Below are 17148 nucleotides of genomic sequence, written 5' to 3'. Positions count from 1 at the left end.
TTCCGGGCTATGGTGCCGCGCCTCCCGCGCCAGAGCTCATGACCAGCCCCACGACCGCCTCAGCACCGATGGGCCCCGGCGCCCCCGCCCTGCGCCCTTACCAGCGCGCCGCCGTTGACGCCGTCCTCGCGGCCCGCAGGCGCGGCGTCCGGCGCATGGTCGTGTGCCTCCCCACCGGCGCTGGCAAGACGGTCATCTTCTCCCATCTCGCCCGCCTCGCCAGGCGGCAGGTCCTCGTCCTTGCCCACCGCGAAGAGCTGCTCTTCCAGGCCAAGGACAAGATCGAGCGCGCCCTCGCCGGACAGGCCACGGTCGCCGTCGAGCAGGGCGAGCTCCGCGCCTCGGCGGACGCGCGCGTCATCGTCTGTTCCATACGCTCCCTCCACGAGAAGCGGCTGGAGCAGGTCACCGGCGGCCGCGATATCGGCCTCGTGATCTACGATGAATGCCACCACGCGCCCGCAGAGGACAACCGCCGCGTCCTCCGCCAGCTCGGCGCCTTCGACCCCGCGTGGACAGGCACCCTCCTCGGGTTCACGGCCACGACGGCCCGCGGCGACGGCAAAGGCCTCGACGATATCTTCGAGGCGATCGTCTACAGCCGCACCCTCCCCGAGATGATCGCGGACGGCTACCTCGCTCCCCTCACCGGCTACCGCGTCGCCACCGCCACCGACCTCTCCCGCCTCGACGCGGGGGGCCTCGACTTCACCACGGACGAGCTCGAGGAGGCCGTGGACCTGGAGGAGCGCAACGCGCTCGTCGCCCGCTCCATTCAAGAGCTCGCCCGCGACCGCCGCACCATCGCCTTCTGCGTCACGGTCGCGCACGCCAGGAACCTCTCGAAGGCGCTCAACCACCTCGGCGTCCGAGCCGCCTATGTCCACGGCGACATGCCTTCGGACCTCCGCGGCCGGATCCTCGCCGATTTCCGGGAAGAGCGCGTCCAGGTCCTCACCAACGTCGCTGTCCTCACCGAGGGCTTCGACGACCCTGGCGTCTCGTGTATCGCGATGGCCCGCCCCACCCGCTCGGATGGGCTCTATGCCCAGTGTGTCGGGCGCGGCACGCGCCTCCATCCAGGCAAGAAGGATTGCCTCATCCTCGATTTCGTCGACCTCTCCTCGCTCCAGCTGTGCACGCTGCCCTCGCTCTTCGGCATGCCCCGCGACCTCGATCTCGAGGGCAGGGACGCCTCGGAGGCGAGCCGCTTCTATCGGCAGGTGACCTTCGACTACCCCGGGTTCGAGGTCGAGGCGGGCCGCATCACGCTGCGCGAGATCCAGGAGCGCGCCGCGCACTTCGATCCGCTGAGCCTCCGCGTCGACCCCGAGGTGATGGCCATCTCGCGCAATGCGTGGGCCTCTCTCGGCCGCTTCGGCCTGGCGCTCCATTACGAGAAAAAGCCCGGCGCGATCAGCGAGGTCGTCGTCCTTGCCCGCGGTGCTCGGGGGAAGCGGTGGCACGTCCTTTTGGACGGCAAGCAGGTCGAGCGCTTCTCCACCCTCGAGGAGGCGGTGGCCGCGGTCGATTACGAGGTCGCGCGCCGCGGCCCCGCGGCCGGGGCTTCGGCGCGCCACGACGCGGCATGGCGCAGGGGAAAGCCTCCCTCGCCCCTGCCGGCCGAGCCCCCCAGGGGCTATCCCCCGCCGAGCACCATGGAACAGGCCATGATCCTCGCGGTGTGGGCGAGGGTCACCGCGCCGCGCGAGCAGCGCTGAGCAGGACCTTCATCGCGACGCGAAGATCCCCTCTTCGCCGTCGCGTACCCTGCCCTCTTCGCCGGCGCGCTCCCGGCCCTCTTCGCCAGCGCCTTCCTCACCGCATTCGGCTCGGGCAGCTCGCCACCGCGACAGCGGCGGGCCTGTTCGAGGGGGGTCCCACCATCGGCCCTGTCGAATACAAGACCGTCGATCTCGATGCAGGCCAGAAGGTCTCCTGCCTGCGTGCGCCATGGCGCGCTTCCTCCAACCCGCCACCGTGGTGCTCGAGGACGTGGATCTCGTCGCGGAAGATCGCACGCGGCCGGATCAGTCATGCAATGGGGTGCTCTTCGAGCTCCTGAACGAGATGGATGGCCTCGGGGAAGACGCTGACGTCCTGTTCCTCCTGACCACGAGCCGTCCGGATATCCTGGAGCCTGCGCTCGCATCCCGACCCGGCCGCGTCGATGTCGCCATCGAGGTGCCGCTGCCGGATGGCGAGGGCCGCCGCAGGATGTTCGAGCTCTACGGACGCGGGCTGACGCTCAAGGGCGTCGCTCTGCCCCGGTGGATCGCGCGCACCGAGGGAGCGAGCGGCGCCTTCATCCGCGAGCTGCTTCGCAAGGCAGCGGTCTTCGCCGCCGAAGAGGGGCAGGAGATCGTGGTGGACGATCGGCACCTCGACGACGCGATCCGGGAGTTCGTGCTGTGCGGCGGCGGCCTCACGAAGAGCCTGCTCGCGGCGCAGAAGATGATCGAATGAAGGTGATCGCCCAGCCATCGCCATGGGCACGGCCCCGCGCGGCTCGCGATGATCATCGACAGCCAGGACACCGATCACGTTGATCGAGCGAGAAATGAACAGCCAAGACACCAAGGACGCCAAGATAATTCTCTGTTCTTGGCGTCCTTGGCGACTTGGCTGTTCGAAATTCTGCGCTTTTCAGGCAGTTTCACCCCGGTTGTCGCTCTAGCTGGCGAAGGAACTCGGGCTGCGGACGCTCAAGATCCCCTCTTCGCGGTCGCCTTCCCGCCCCTCTTCGCAGCCACCTTCCCCGCCTTCTTCGCCGGCGCCTTCTTCGCCGGCGCCTTCTTCGCTGGCGCCTTCTTCACCGCCCTCTTCGGCGGCGCCTCGCCCCGCTTCCGCCGCTGTCCCGGCACCTTCCCGATGCGCGGATCGCCTGCCTCGATCAGCGCGCACGCCCGCAGCGCGGCTTCCTCGAAATCGGGCGCCTCCGCCGGGAGCACCTGCCAGCCCGTCACCCCGCTCCCGAGCACCTCGATGCTCCGCATGTTCGGGAACTCAGGGCGCAGGGCGGCGTGGTGCTCCTCCGTCGTGGCGAGCCAGACGCCGTTGTCCTGCGCGGGCGCGGGCTTGTCGCGCAGGATGAGGACGATCTTGTCCTCCACATAGACCGCCACGCAGCCGAACATCGGCCGCGTCTCGGGCCCGAGCGGGGCGAGCGCCTCGAGAACGAACTCGTGCGGTACCGGCTTGCGCTTCCTCGCAGCGAACACGTCGTCCGCCGGAGCACCTCGGCCGCTCCTGCTGCGCTTGATCATGGCGACCAGGATAAACGAAGCGGCGGCCGCCCGCACCGCAGCGATGCTCCAGCCGCCGTGAGGCTCCGGTCGGAGCGGACGGGGTTGACGCCTGCCCCCGCCCGGTGACACTCCACCGGTGGAACATCGGACGGTCTTGATCTCAGGGGCGAGCATCGCCGGTCCCGCGCTCGCCTTCTGGCTTGCGCGCTACGGATTCCGACCCGTCGTCGTGGAACGCGCAAACGCACTCCGGCTCGGCGGGCAGAACATCGACGTCCAGGGCGCGGCGCGGGAGGTCGTGCGCCGCATGGGGATCGAAGGCGACATCCGAGCCGCCACGACGGGGGAGCAGGGACTCCGCTTCGTCGACGAACACGACGTGACCAGGGCCGAGTTCCCCGCGGAGAGCTCGGACACCGGCGGGTTTACCAAGGAGCTCGAGATCCTCCGCGGTGACCTCGCCAGGATCCTCTACGAGCGCACCCGAGACACGACGGAGTATGTGTTTGGCGACCAGATCACGGGCCTCCGGGATCATGGCGACCGGGTGGCGGTCACCTTCGATCATGGCGCCGCGCGCGAGTTCGACCTCGTGGTCGCTGCCGATGGCATCCGCTCGCGAACCCGTACGCTCATCGTCGGGGATGAGCCCAGGATTCGCCCGCTCAACCTCTATGCCAGCTACTTCACGATTCCCCGCGGAGCATCCGACAGCGCCTGGGCTCGCTGGTACCACGCCCCCGGCGGGCGATCGATACTCCTGCGTCCAGACAATACGGGTACCACCCGCGCGTCGCTCTGGTTCCTGTCGCCCCCGCGCGGCTATGAGACGTTGAGCGTCGCCGAGCAGAAGGCGGTCATCGCGCGCGTCTATGCCGACGCCGGCTGGGAATCGCCCCGGGTGCTCGCGGCGCTGGCAGACGCCGAGGACGTCTATTTCGACGCGGTCAGCCAGGTCATGGCGCCACGCTGGTCACACGGTCGCGCCGCGCTCGTGGGTGACGCTGCGTACTGCGCGTCGCCGGTCAGCGGGATGGGCGCGAGCCTCTCTCTCGTCGGCGCGTACGTGCTCGCGGGGGAGCTGTCGCGGCGCTCCAACCATCGAGACGCCTATGCGGCTTATGAAAAGCTCATGCGCCCCTATGTCGACCTGGCCCAGAAGCTCCCACCAGGCGTCCCCTGGATCGCGCACCCGAAGTCGAGGCTCGGGGTTTCGCTCCTTCACCGGGTCCTCTGGCTCGCCTCCACTCCGCTGTTGCAGCGCCGCGAAGGGTGGTTCGGCTCCTCCGCGGCCGACAAGATCGATCTCCCCGATTACTCCAACGGAGGGCCGGCTCCTGCGGTGTGAAAGGAAAGAGATGCAACCTCCGCGGTGAGGTTCCGAGCCAGCGAGCTGCCGGGGCTCGCTCAGGCCGCGCCGGCTGCGCGCCGGGTGAATCGGTTTTCGGGGCGCGGCAGCCCCAGGTTCTCGCGCAGCGTGCGGCCCTCGTACTCGGTGCGGAAGAGGCCGCGGCGGCGCAGCTCGGGGAGCACCAGGGCGATGAAATCGGTGAGCCCGCCGGGCAGGTGGGGCGGCATCACGTTGAAGCCGTCGGCGGCGTCGTTCAGCAGCCACTCTTCCATCAGGTCGGCGATGGTCTCCGGCGTGCCCACGAGCTGCTTGTGGCCGCGCGCCCCGGCGATCCGGAGGTAGAGCTGGCGGATGGTGAGGTTCTCGCGCCGGGCGAGATCGAGGAGCAGGGCCTGACGGCTCTTGCCGCCATTGCTGGCGGGGAGCTCCGGTATCGGTCCGTCGACAGGGTACTTCGTGAGGTCGAAACCCCCGATCATCCCCGACAGCAGCGAGAGCCCCACGGTCGGATGGACCAGGTCCTGGAGGGCGTCGAACTTCGCCTGCGCCTCGGCCTGGGTGCGCCCGACGACCGGGAAGAGGCCGGGCATGATCTTCAGGTGCTCGGGGCTGCGCCCGTACTTGGCCAGGCGTCCCTTCACGTCCGCGTAGAAGGCCCGGGCGTCCGCGAGGGTCTGCTGGGCGGTGAAGATCACCTCCGCGGTGCGCGCCGCCAGCTCCTTGCCCGGCTCCGACGAGCCCGCCTGCACGCGAACCGGGTACCCCTGCGGCGAGCGCGCGACGTTGAGCGGCCCACGCACGGAGAAGTGCTTTCCCTTGTGGTTCAGCGTGTGCAGCTTGTCCGGATCGACAAAGACGCCGGACTCCTTGTCGCGCAGGAAGGCATCATCTTCCCAGCTGTCCCAGAGCCCCGTCACGACATCGATGAACTCCTCGGCGCGCTCGTACCTGCGGGCGTGCTCCACGTGGGCGTCCAGCCCGAAGTTCTGGGCCTCGGCCTGGTTGGCCGACGTGACCAGGTTCCAGCCGGCACGGCCGCCGCTCAGGTGATCCAGCGACGCGAACTTGCGCGCCAGGTGATACGGCTCATTGTAGGTGGTCGTGACGGTGGCGATGAGTCCGATATGCTCCGTGACCGACGAGAGGGCGGAAAGGAGGGTAATGGGCTCGAAGGCCGCGGCGTGGGCGCTCCGGGACAGGGAAGCGAGATCGGACGCCCCTCCCCAGACGGCGGCGCTGTCGGCGAGGAAAACGGCATCGAACTTGGCTGCCTCGGCGGCCTGGGCGACACGCAGGTAGTGCTTGAAGCTGTGACCGCCATCGAATGCGGCGCCGACTGCTTCTCGCTGTGAGGCGGGCGGCGCGCCCCGGCTGGTCTTCGATGCAGGCCAGGGCGCGCCGTCGTCGGCTCAGGGAGCGAGCACCGTCTTGTCGAGGTGACCGAAGTCCCAGGCCACGGAGGAGCCTGGACCGTAGTCGACCCTCACCGGCTCCTGCGCACCGAGGCGGTCGAAGGCGGCGCGCGGGAGCAGGAATTGAGCGGTGTGGAGATCGCCATTCGGGTGGCGAGCCGCGGTGCTTCGCTCGGCGCCGACGGTGAGCACCAGGTTGGTGGCGCGGAGGTCGAAGAACTCGGTGCTGGTCAGCGTGAGCTCGACAGCGTCGGGGCCGCTGCTCCTCACGCTCTGGATGGCATTGCCCGCCGTGATCCGCCGCTGCTCGGGGAGGGTCGCGCCGGCGGCGCGCGAACGGGAGCTGGGCGGCGCCGCGCTCGACGCGATGGAGGCGAGCTGCCCCGAAGCTGCCAGGGCCTCGGTGGTGACGCGGGTGGCGCGGATGTTCGCCAGGTACAGGCTGTTTCCGTTGAGCGGCGTGGTGAAGGTCAGACGAACCCCGCGCACGGACGCGAGCGTGGCGCCGACGAACGAGGACAGCGGAATGCGCGCGGTCGGCAGCGTGGTGCCACCGCGCGGCGGTGGACCGAGCTCCAGGAACTCATCGATGGCGACGGCGCTCGACCGGCTATCGTCGGCGTTCACGAGCTCCACCAGGAACGATACCTCGGTCGGGTCGGAGCCCCAGCCACGGTCGGCGCGAAGATCGAGGGTTTCGTACCCCGTGAGATCGAAGCCCGTGCCGGCGGAAGACCAGTTCGACTGGAAGAACGTCGAGCTGCCCGCGGCCACATCGTGGATCCAGGCGCCCGAGAGCGAAGGGTCGTGCCCGCTCAGGGCCGTGTGCTCCACCGAGAGGGTGCCGCCGGTGGTGTTCGGCAGGCCGTAGGAGCTCGTGCCAGTCGGATTGATGAAATCCTCGAGCAGCAGGCTGTCGGCGGAGTCTCCGCCCGGATGATAGCCGCGGCGGACACGGTACGGGACGTCCGGAAAGGGGAAGGCGGGGTCGAACAGGGCGTTCGCAGCTTCGTCGCGCTCCGCGCCCACGTTGGCGGTGAAGAACTGAACGGCCGCCAGGCGACCCGTCTCGCGCTGCGCCGGCGAGCCGTACTCCAGCGGATCGAAGAGCTCCTCGTGATCGATGCAACCCGTGATCCCGCCGCTGTTCCCGTCGGCGAGCTGCCACTCGCTGTTGTAGTAATTGTGATTGGCGCCCCACACATGATAGAAGGACTTGGAGAGGGGCTCCGGCTCGGGGATGCTCATCATGCGATCGAACGGGCGCATCCCGGGCAGATCGCTCAGGTCCCAGTCGCAGGCCGGCAGGATCACGTTCCAGGCCGTCTGGTCAGCGTTCAGGCGCTGGCCGTTCTGGCCCTGATCGGTCGGACCGATCTCGAAGATCCCGCGGATGCTCACCGGGCTCTCTATCAGCGCAGGCCAGGGGCTGCCGCTCCGGCGGTACTCGTTGTAGGCGAACCGCACGGCCTCGCCGCCGCGCGAGTGCCCCAGCAGGCCCACCTGGTCGAAATCGATGCGATCGAGCAGATCCACGCCGAGCTCCGGGGGAGTCGGCTCGGCGCCGCTATCCCAGCGGCTCAGCTGCTCCAGGTGGCGGAGCAGCAGGCGTCCGCGCGGCCCGATGACGAACTCGTCGTCGGGCGAGCCCGACGCGGCATGGATACCCCGGTTCGCGTTGATGGACACCACGAAATAGCCGCGCGTGGCGAGGTCCTCGGCCATGTAGTCGTAGCCGCGATGGTTGGGGACGACGACGTAGTTCGCCGGGCACGTCCCCGTCGTTGCATACTGGTTGTTGTTGTCCGTACGAGGATTTGTGCCCGTGCCGCACGTCGGGTGGTTCCCGTGCAGGAACACGAGCAGCGGATACTGGCGGCCGGACTCGAGGCTCGCCGGGCGGTAGAAAGACGCCCAGAGCTCGGTCGCGTAGTCAGGGCTGACCATCGCGTCGATCGCAGCCGGGAACTTGTACTCCGCGATCGCCACGCCGCTGCCCATCGGCGGCAGGTCGCTGCTCACCGACAGGACGACCGGCTGGATCCCCTGGCTCGGAATGCTGGCGCAGAACCCGAACTGGCGGCTGCCCGATGGAGGGATCGCGGCATTGCTGCCTTGGGGCGTGACCGTGATCTGCCCCGTGCTCCCGCTGAACGTGCCGTCCCAGGACGAGAAGATGGCGCCCGGGCCGACGTCGAGCGCGACGCTCCACGTCCCCGTCGTGGCGCTCGGGTGCTGGTTGCTCACAACGATGTGCGCGCAGTACCCCTGACCCCACTGCGAATCCATCACGCGATCTGCGCTGATCCCGTTCGCGCCCTGCAGCGCGGCCTGCGATGTGCCGATCGGCTCCGTCGAGCCGTCGCTGCATGCCGGCAGCAGCGCCAGCGCTGCAGCCGCCGCCCACCTGTCCCATCTGCTTCGGAAGCTGAAGTTGTGCATGGTTCTTACCCAAGTTGGTGATGAAGCGTCCGATCGTCGCGCCTCGTTCGGCAGGGCGACGAACCACCCCGTGCGCCACGCAGATCTGCTGACACTCGAACCGATCTAGCGTCCGGACTCATGGCCTGGCAAGCGCCGGCGATGACCTGATGCGCATGCGCGATGCCGTGATCCAGCGGTGATGCCGGGTTCACACCTGCACGACGCACGCCGCGCGCTCGTACCGGCGCGGCGGGCGGTCGCTCTCGGTGTGACGAACGCTATTGGCAAACAAAGGAGCCCTGTCAAGCTCAGCAGTGCAAAATCATTCCTCTCATCGTCGAACGGCCGATGACGGCGCATTGCATAGTCGCTCTTCGACGCCTGCGCCAGTAGGGTTCTTCCGGACTTCAGCGCGGATCCTCATGCGCTTGGCGCGCCACCCACCCTCGGCGACATGGCTCCACGCGCAGGGAGAACTCTCGTGGTTCAGTTTCGAAAACTATCGTGTGAAGTAATGTAAAAAAGCATGAAATTCATTACGTCCGGGCGTCTACCGCCGGCACGACGCGCCGTGAAGAGACGAGGCCGCGACGGGGCCCGGCGCTCGCCCTCCCCGCACCGGTCCGTCAACCGGGTGGTTCGACAGATCGAGCACACCCGCACGGGCCCGTTGTCGCCTATGCTGCCGGCGCCATGGCGATCGTCGGCGTCAACCACGTGACCCTCGCGGTTCGGGATCTCGACCGCGCCGTCGATTTCTACGTCCAGGTGCTCGGCGGAGCGCGGCGAGCGCAGTGGGCCAGGGGCGCGTACCTCGATCTGGGAACGCTCTGGCTCTGCCTGGAGCTGGACGCGCGCGCCGCTCGGCAGGCCGACGACTCGCACCTCGCGTTCTCGGTCGATGCAGAGGGCTTCGCCTCCCTGGGCGAGGCCATTCGCCTGAGCGGAGCCCGAATCTGGAAGGAGAACCGCTCCGAAGGGGCATCGCTCTACTTCGAAGACCCGGACGGCCACAAGCTCGAGATCCACATCGGCGACCTCCGGACACGCCTCGCGTCCTGCCGCGAGAAGCCTTACGAAGGGATGGAGTTCTTCGACGACGGAGAGCGCGAGACGCAGGCGCAGTGAAGGCGCTGCCCATCAAGCCTTTCAGGAGTGGAGGCGCGCCAATATCGACGGCTTGGATATGACGGAGGCCGCCAGCTCAGGTGTGCGGTCACGCGCGTGTCGCCGGCCAGAGTCGGACGACGAGCGCGCTGGCCGCCGCCGATGAGGCGAGGGCCGTCACCGCCAGCCAGCCCCACCGGGCGAAGAGCACGCTGCCCAGCGCGGCGCCGGAGGCCATACCGACGAACATGCCGACGACGAGCACGGCGTTGACGCGGCTGCGCGCGCCGGGCTCGATGCCATAGACAATGGTCTGATGCGCCACCAGCGCGGCCTGGATGCCGAGATCGAAGGCGACGGCGCTGGCGCCGAGCAGCCACAGCCGTCCATGCGCCGACAGCATGGGCGACAGCGCCATGGCGGCGAAGGCCACGAACGAGAGGGCGGCGCCCATGCGCGTCACCCGTTCGGGCCCGCTGCGGTCGGCGATGCGGCCGGCCAGGGGCGCCGCCACCGCGCCCGCCGCTCCGGCCAGGCCGAAGGCGCCCGCCACCGCGCTGCCGAGGTGGAACGGCGCGCCGTGCAGCATCACGGCGAGCGTGGACCAGAACGCGCTGAAGCCCACCGACAGCAGCCCCTGGGCCAGCGTCGCGCGGCGCAGGGCGCCGTGGCGCTTCCACAGCTCGGCCAAGGAGCCGAGCAGCGCGGCGTAGCTCAGCTGCGTGGTCGGCTTGAAGCGCGGCAGGCTGCGCCACATCGCCGCGCCGAGCAGGGCGATGCTGGCCGCGGCAGCGATGAACACCGCGCGCCAGCCGAAATTCTCCGCCACGAAGCCGCTGATCACGCGGGACAGCAGGATGCCCAGCAGGAGGCCGGTCATCACGGTGCCGACGACCTTGCCCCGATGCGCCTCGGGGGCCAGCGTCGCGGCGGCGGGCACGATGTCCTGCGCCAAGGTCGCGGCCAGGCCGGTGACCAGGCTGGCGACCAGCAGCGTGCCGATCGCGTGCGCGGCGCCGCCGAGCAGCAGCGCGGCCGCCAGCAGGGCAGCCTTGGCCAGGATGATGCGCCGACGGTCGTAGCGGTCGCCGAGCGGCGCGAGCAGCAGGATGCCCAGCGCGTAGCCCAGCTGGGTGAGCGTGGGCACGAGGCCGAGCGCGCGGTCCGAGGCGCCGATCTCGGCCCCCAGCACGCCGAGCATGGGCTGGCTGTAGTAGATCGAGGCCACGGCCAGGCCCGCTCCGGTGGCCAGCAGCAGCACCAGGGCGGCGGGCAAGGGCGGCGCGGACGCGGTGGGCAGCGGCTGGGTGGCGGGGGGTGTATGCGTCAACTGAATGGCGTGCATGGTACACCGAGGTTGGGAAGCATCGCTGCAGCGCTGTAGTGGCATGGAACGCACGATGGTTATACGGTTGGCGTATGACCAGGCCGGCACCTCCCTCGTCGCTGGACCACATCGGCTTGCTGCAGACCTTCGTGAGGATCGTCGAGGCCGGCAGCCTGTCGGCCGCGGCCACCCTGCTGGGAACGACGCAGCCCACCGTGAGCCGCCGCCTGCAGGCGCTGGAGCGGTCGCTGGGCCTGCCGTTGCTGCAGCGCTCGACGCACACGATGAAGCTGACCGAGGACGGCGAACGGTGCTTCGAGCGCGCCAAGGCGCTGCTGGCCAGCCTGGAGGCGTTCGCGTCGGACATGCGAGGCGACCGCGACCAGCCCGACGGGACGCTTCGCGTGGTCGTTCCCCACGCGTTCGGCCAGCACCAGCTGGTCAAGCCGCTGGCCGACTACCTGCGCCGTTACCCGCGCGTCTCGGTCGAGTGGTTGCTGCACGACGGGCAGCCGAACTTCATCGCTGACGGCATCGACTGCGCGATCCTTGTCGGCGCGGTGGCCGATCCGGCTGTGGTGGCGATCCGCTTGACCGAGGTGCCACGCATCGTGGCCGCCGCGCCCTCGGTGCTGGGCCGGGCAGCGCGGCCGGCTCATCCATCGGACCTGGCCGGCATGCCCTGGCTGGCATTGCGCACCTACTACCGCGACACGATCACGCTGACCCACGCGTCGGGCGGCGAACGGGTCGAGCTCGCGATCCGCCCGCGCATGAGCACCGACAGCCTGTATGCCCTGCGCAGCGCTGCGCTGATGGGGCTGGGCGTCTGTGTGGCCTCGTCGTGGCTTTTGACCGATGACCTGGCGCAGCGGCGGCTGCTGCACCTCGCGCCGTCATGGCAGGCGGATCCGCTGCCGGTTCACCTGGTGTATCCTTATGCCCGCTTCTATCCGGCCCGGCTGCGTCGCTTCATCGAGGCGATGCGGGAGTCCGTGCCGGCGGTGGTCGACGGCGCGGATAGCGCAGGAGGAAACCCTTGATCCCGTTCAGCGAACTCTACGCGAGGCTCGAGGTCGAGGGGCCGCACGCGCTCACCGAGGATTCGAGTCTTTCCGCCACGGCTGCGACCAGGCTCGTCATGGACGCGATCCGGCTCTCCGCGCACGTGCTGGCCGGCGATCCGGGGGCGCTCGCGGCCCAGCTCCGCGGTCGCTTGCTCGGGTGCCCCCTGCCCGAGATCGAGGCGCTGCTGGAGCAGGCCACGCAGGCGGCGAGATCTCCCCAGCTGTTGCCCATGACGCGCAACCTCACCCCTCCCGGCGGACCGCTGCTCCGCACCCTGACCGGCCACTCGGGCGCGGTTCGCTCGGTCGCGATCACGCCGGACGGCGGCAGGATCGTCTCCGGATCGAGCGACCACACCGTCAAGGTCTGGGACCTCGCGAGCGGCGCCGAGATCATGACCCTGACCGGCCACGGCGATGCAGTGAAAGCGGTGGCCGTCACGCCGGACGGGCTCGGCGTCCTCTCGGGCTCGAACGATGGCACGTTGACGCTCTGGGACCTCCAGTCCGGCGCCGAGATCAGGGCATTCCCGGGGCTCTGCCCGGTCGAGGGCGTGGCCGTGACCCCCGATGGAGAGCGCGCGCTCATCGCCCAGGAGGACGAGATCCTGAAGGTCGTCCGCCTGCGCGACGGGGTGGAAGAGCACGCGCTCGAAGGCCACGTCAAAGCGGAGGAGGACGCCTGGTTCTCCAACGTGACCTACGCGGTGGCGATCACGCCCGATGGGCAGCGGGCCGTGTCCGCCTCGGAGGACAAGTCGTTGATCCTCTGGGATCTCGCGCGCGGCACGGCGATTCGCTCCCTCTGGGGTCACACGAGCTGGGTGACCGCGGTGGCCATCACGCCCGGCGGGGCGCGGGCGATCTCCGGCGGGGAAGACGGGCTCAAGGTGTGGGAGCTCGCGACCGGCGAGATCGCCTGCGACTTTCCGAGCGATGGTCGGAGAATCAACGATCTGGCCGTGACGCCGGACGGGCGCCATGTCATCTCCGCAGGCTTCGACTACGGGGAAGACGGAGGCGATTGGCTCTTCCGCATCATCCGGCTCGCCGACGGCGCGGAGGTCCGGGCGCTCGACGGCCACGCGGATGAGATCAACGGCGTCGCGGTTTCGCCCGACGGACAGCGCGTCGTCTCTGCCTCCGGCGACGGTACGCTCAAGATCTGGGATCTGAGCCGTGACGCTCACCCGGTCGAGGACATCTTGAGGGGCGCTCGCCGAGGCCACACGCACGCTGTCTCCGCGATCGGGGTGCTCCCTGGTGGCCAGCGGGCGATCTCCGCGTCCATCGATTGCACGATCAAGCTCTGGGATCTCCAGAGCTGCCGCGAAGAGCGCGCCGTGAGGCATGAGCCCGCCCTTCCGAAGCTGAGCATGTGGGAGTTCGACTCGGCGCTCCTGGTCATCGATCGCGACGGCAAGCGGATGTTCTCCGCCATCGAGAGCCCGTCGCTCACCGCGTGGGACATCGCGTCTGGCGAGCGCCTCTGGCACGCCGAGGGCTCCGAGTTCGTGGTGGCTCGGCTGGCCATCACCCCCGATGGATCGAAGCTGATCGTCCAGCATGCGCACGAAGATCACATCCGGGTGCTCGACTCGGGCGAGGGCGAGCAGCTGCACGCGCTGGGCCCAACCTGCAGTCAGACGGGCAACATGGCAGTGACGCCCGATGGACGGCGTCTCGTCGTCGCGTCCTGGCACACGATCGAAGTCTGGGACATCGCAAAGGGCCTGCAGCTATCGAGCTTGACCCCCTCCACGGGCAAGGCCTGGACGGTGGCGGTGACGCGCGACGGGCGTCGTGTGCTGGCGAGCGGGATGACCCCGGACATCCACGTCTTCGATCTCGAGAGCGGGACCGAGATCGGCGTGCTCAGGGCTCACACGGGCCTCGTGCAGGCCCTCGCGCCCACCGACGACGGCCGGCTCCTGGTCTCTGCGTCCAGGGATCGCACCGTCCGCGTCTGGGACCTCCGTCGGCTCGCCCTCGTCGCGACGTTCACCGGCGACGCCCCGTTCTATGCCTGCGCCGCTTCCTCCGACGGCTCCACGATCGTCGCCGGCGATGTGCTGGGCGAGGTCCATTTCCTGCGCTTTCAGCCAGAGCGACTCGCAGAGACACCGGTCGGCGCCCCCGCGGCGCGGCCGCCCTGGTAACCTGCTCACGACGCGCAACGCTGACGAGCGGGGCTACAACAACCGAGTACCGCCTCACACGACCGAACCGCCACGGAGGAATCCAGAACGTGGGTAGGCGGAGCGTCGTGGGTGTTCTAGGATGTTCCGCGCTTCCGAGAGGTTCGCTCCATGTCCAAGCTTCGCCTTGTAGCGCACGTTGGTCCCCTGCGGGGTGAGCCTGGCACTCGCCACACCATGGGCACGCTCGGAGGCGCAGACCACCTCATGCCATTGGCTGAAGTCGTCTTGATGGAGGTCCTCGACGACGGACCAGCGCTCCTCTACCGCTTCACACGGGACGGCGTCTTCGCTGGCGACACATGGCACGAATGCCGCGAGAACGCTGAAGACCAGCTAGAGTACGAGCTTGGCGATGCCGTCGACGCCTGGACTGCTGTGCCTTTGGACGTCGAGGATGCCCAGGCATACGCGGTCAAATGGGCACAGCGCACGCATCCAGAACGCTGACCGTACACCGCTGACGCGGAGCGCTCGCTCCATGTTGTCGAGGTCCTGTGCGTGCAAGGCAGCACGATGCCGCCGAACCGTCGGGGCGCAGTGAGCGTCCGCGCCGCCGTCTCCGGCGCTATCCTTCCCGCGTGACGCCCCGACCCGTCTTCGTCGATCAGGCCCTGTCCGCCCGGCTCGAGGCCACCGAGGCCGCGAAAATCGAGGCGCTCGCGCGCGAGGTAGCCGCGCGGGTCCCGGCGCGGCGCGCCGCCGTCGCCGCCATCGCCGGCGGTCGCGCCGCGTTCGTCGCCCCGCACGCCCGGCTCTCGCGCGCGGTCGGCCTCGGGTTGAGCGGCCCGGTCGAGGCGAGCGACGTCGAGGCGCTCGAGGACTTCTACGCCTCGCGAGGCACCGCGGCGCGCATCCTTGTCTCGCCCTTTGCACACCCCTCGCTGCTCGCGCGGCTCGGGGAGCGCGGCTTCCGCCTGGACTCGCTCGACACCGTGCTCGTGCGCCACCTCGCCCCCGCCGTCGAGGCCCACGCGCCTGAGCCGGCCGCGCACGGCGGCCTGGTCGTGCGGCGCGCCGCGCGCGAGGACGCCTCGGCGTGGGTCGCGGCCTCGCTCTCCGCCTTCGCCACCCCGGGTGAGCCTCCGTCCGATCGGGCCGACATCTTCGAGGCGGGCTTCCACGTGCCCGGGGCGGCGTACTTCCTGGCATCGTCAGCCGCAGGCGCCGGCCCCGTCGCCGGCGTCGGCGCGGTCTACGTGCACGAGCGAGTCGCCCTCTTGTTTGCCGGAGGCACACTCGCAGCCCACCGCGGCCGGGGCGTGCAGCGCGCCCTCATCGACGCCCGCCTCCCCTACGCCCGCGACGCGGGGTGCGACCTCGCCTACTCGGTGGCCGAGGCGGGGAGCACCTCGCAGCGCAACCTGGAGCGCGCGGGCCTCGTGGCCAGCTACTCGCAGGCGATGCTCATCAAGTCCTTCGCGTGAGCGCCGCTTCAGGAGATGCGAAGCAAGTCGCGACGGCGACAGGGAACGGAGCAACCGCCTCACATGACCGGATCGCCCGGGAGACGTCCAGAAGATCGTTACCTTGGCAGGAGCCCAGACCATGTACATTTCCTTGGATCGCATCGATGTGAAGCTCAAACCGGAGGACGGTCGGAAACGCGTGATCCAGACCGACCACCGCTCCGCAGCCGAAATAGCGGCACGACCAGCCCTGTCAACCATCATTGCGCTGATCCGATGCCTCAACCCGCGTCGAGCATATGATGATCTCGAGCTATTCTACAATTGCCTGCACGAGCCGCCCGCATTTCTCCGCAACACCATCGCGGCGTGCGGAGCTCGGCTCTGGGTCGGCGATGACCCTGCGATTCTCGCCGAGAGTGTACCACCGGCGGAGCTCGACGAGAGCGCAGTGACCCGACTCGCCGACGATGCGATGTTCGAACTCGCCCTCGAGCTCGTGGCAGAATCGGGCGAGGCCGAACCTCTTCGAACCCTTGAGCTGCTGGAACTGAGAATGGCCGAATCGGGGTTTCCCGAGGAGACGGATATCGAGTCATTCTGGACCGCCATCTTGGAGCTTGGTGCGCTCGCTGGTGCCGCAATCGTCACGTCCAACGGAGGCGCATGGTTCTATGACCTCGCCGGTCCAGGAACGTTGCCGTTCAAGTACAGGTGCTCCTTTCACGGAGAGATGGCCACAGCGAACCCCCTCGGAAAAGCCGTCAAGTTCCTTCGTGAAAAGGGAAACGGAGAGGAGCCGAGCTTTCTCGTCAGAACACTCGGCTCGAGTCCGTGAACGCTCCGGTGGCCGAGCGGAGCTTGGAACAATTGGCGGAGAAAGCGGCGCGGAACGGTGAAGAACAGGCCCGCCCTCCGGTCCCACACGCGCGAGCGACCGTAGCGCTCCACGGACCCGTAGGGTAACCTCCCGTCAGATCATACCGATCACGAAGAGTGGACTGCATGCCGAAGCTTCACGAGATCCGAGCGGACTACGACGCGGAGACCATCGTCATGTACCAGGCCTACGCGCCGGCCATCGCCGAGCCTGCGCTCGCTGCCCAGCGCTTCGTCGCCCCGTTCTCGTTCGGTCGCATGACATGGATCAAGCCGTCGTTTCTCTGGCTCATGCACCGCAGCAACTGGGGGCGCAAGGCCGGGCAGGAGCGGATCCTCGCCGTCCGCATCCGGCGGACGGGCTGGGAGCAAGCGCTCTCCCTCGCCGTCCTCACCTCGCCGGAAGCGACGGTGTTTCGCTCGCCGGACGAGTGGAGCAAGGCGTTTGCTGAAGCCAAGGTCCACATTCAATGGGATACCGAGCGGAACCTGCGAGGCGGCCCGCTGCCATACTACAGCATCCAGGTCGGCGTCGGCCGCGATCTCATTCGCGAGTACGCAGAGAGCTGGGTCGTCGCCATCGAGGATCGGACTCCGCTGGTCCGGAAGATGTACCAGCAGATTCAGGCCGGCCACGCGGACAGCGCGATGAAGTTGCTGCCTCGCGAGAGGCCTTACGCCGTTGATGAGAGGATTGCCAAGCGGCTGCTCATCGACCCATGACGA

The 17148-nt window shown here is 68.9% G+C and carries 13 protein-coding genes and 1 pseudogene; 10 read left to right on the top strand and 4 right to left on the bottom strand.

What is annotated here, in order from left to right:
• Positions 1–38 precede the first annotated feature (38 nt).
• Both WME79_RS48575 and WME79_RS48570 read left to right on the top strand, forming a co-directional pair.
• The gene (locus tag WME79_RS48575) at positions 39–1721 is read left to right on the top strand and encodes a DEAD/DEAH box helicase (protein WP_437529750.1); all 1683 of its coding nucleotides are present in this window, start codon (positions 39–41) and stop codon (positions 1719–1721) included.
• A 232-nt stretch (positions 1722–1953) separates the two neighbouring features.
• Complete coding sequence (locus WME79_RS48570; RefSeq protein ID WP_437529747.1) at positions 1954–2466, top strand: AAA family ATPase; 513 nt, start codon at positions 1954–1956, stop codon at positions 2464–2466.
• A gap of 239 nt (positions 2467–2705) precedes the next feature.
• Here the strand turns inward: WME79_RS48570 and WME79_RS48565 are convergent, their stop codons facing one another.
• Positions 2706–3266: a hypothetical protein gene (locus tag WME79_RS48565; protein WP_437529744.1), complete on the bottom strand. Its 561-nt coding sequence runs from the start codon at positions 3264–3266 to the stop codon at positions 2706–2708.
• A gap of 118 nt (positions 3267–3384) precedes the next feature.
• Between WME79_RS48565 and WME79_RS48560 the strand changes: the two genes are divergently transcribed.
• A complete protein-coding gene (locus tag WME79_RS48560) occupies positions 3385–4596 on the top strand; it encodes an FAD-dependent monooxygenase (protein ID WP_437529741.1) in 1212 nt (403 codons plus the stop codon).
• Positions 4597–4655: 59 nt separating this feature from the next.
• Here the strand turns inward: WME79_RS48560 and WME79_RS48555 are convergent.
• Positions 4656–5918: pseudogene (locus WME79_RS48555) on the bottom strand (LLM class flavin-dependent oxidoreductase); the annotation flags it as partial.
• Positions 5919–6008: 90 nt separating this feature from the next.
• Positions 6009–8453, bottom strand: coding sequence for a cellulose binding domain-containing protein (locus WME79_RS48550; protein WP_437529738.1), 2445 nt, complete (start codon positions 8451–8453; stop codon positions 6009–6011).
• Positions 8454–9128: 675 nt separating this feature from the next.
• Between WME79_RS48550 and WME79_RS48545 the strand changes: the two genes are divergently transcribed.
• Entirely contained in the window at positions 9129–9563 is a 435-nt protein-coding gene (locus WME79_RS48545) for a fosfomycin resistance glutathione transferase (RefSeq protein WP_437529735.1), read from the top strand.
• Positions 9564–9651: 88 nt separating this feature from the next.
• Here the strand turns inward: WME79_RS48545 and WME79_RS48540 are convergent, their stop codons facing one another.
• Positions 9652–10887 carry an MFS transporter gene (locus WME79_RS48540; RefSeq protein ID WP_437529733.1) on the bottom strand — a complete coding sequence of 412 codons (1236 nt, stop codon included), beginning with the start codon at positions 10885–10887 and terminating at the stop codon, positions 9652–9654.
• 74 nt (positions 10888–10961) lie between these two features.
• On the opposite strand from WME79_RS48540, the gene WME79_RS48535 reads away from it, so the two are divergent.
• From WME79_RS48535 to WME79_RS48510, 6 genes are all read left to right on the top strand, one after another.
• Positions 10962–11912 carry a LysR family transcriptional regulator gene (locus WME79_RS48535; RefSeq protein WP_437529730.1) on the top strand — a complete coding sequence of 317 codons (951 nt, stop codon included), beginning with the start codon at positions 10962–10964 and terminating at the stop codon, positions 11910–11912.
• The gene (locus tag WME79_RS48530; RefSeq protein WP_437529728.1) at positions 11909–14095 is read left to right on the top strand and encodes a WD40 repeat domain-containing protein; all 2187 of its coding nucleotides are present in this window, start codon (positions 11909–11911) and stop codon (positions 14093–14095) included. The genes WME79_RS48535 and WME79_RS48530 overlap by 4 nt, the downstream gene beginning before the upstream one ends.
• A 150-nt stretch (positions 14096–14245) precedes the next feature.
• On the top strand, positions 14246–14584 hold the full coding sequence (locus WME79_RS48525; RefSeq protein WP_437529725.1) for a hypothetical protein: 339 nt from the start codon (positions 14246–14248) through the stop codon (positions 14582–14584).
• 131 nt (positions 14585–14715) lie between these two features.
• Complete coding sequence (locus tag WME79_RS48520) at positions 14716–15561, top strand: N-acetyltransferase (protein ID WP_437529722.1); 846 nt, start codon at positions 14716–14718, stop codon at positions 15559–15561.
• Positions 15562–15682: 121 nt separating this feature from the next.
• Positions 15683–16381 (top strand): hypothetical protein, encoded by a 699-nt coding sequence (locus tag WME79_RS48515; protein WP_437529719.1) that lies wholly within the window; start codon positions 15683–15685, stop codon positions 16379–16381.
• Between the two features lie 167 nt (positions 16382–16548).
• The gene (locus WME79_RS48510) at positions 16549–17145 is read left to right on the top strand and encodes a DUF4291 domain-containing protein (RefSeq protein ID WP_437529717.1); all 597 of its coding nucleotides are present in this window, start codon (positions 16549–16551) and stop codon (positions 17143–17145) included.
• Positions 17146–17148 lie beyond the last annotated feature (3 nt).

This window comes from Sorangium sp. So ce726, from assembly GCF_051521405.1.
Classification (GTDB): domain Bacteria; phylum Myxococcota_A; class Polyangia; order Polyangiales; family Polyangiaceae; genus Sorangium.
This window is presented reverse-complemented; position numbering and strand designations above follow the sequence as displayed.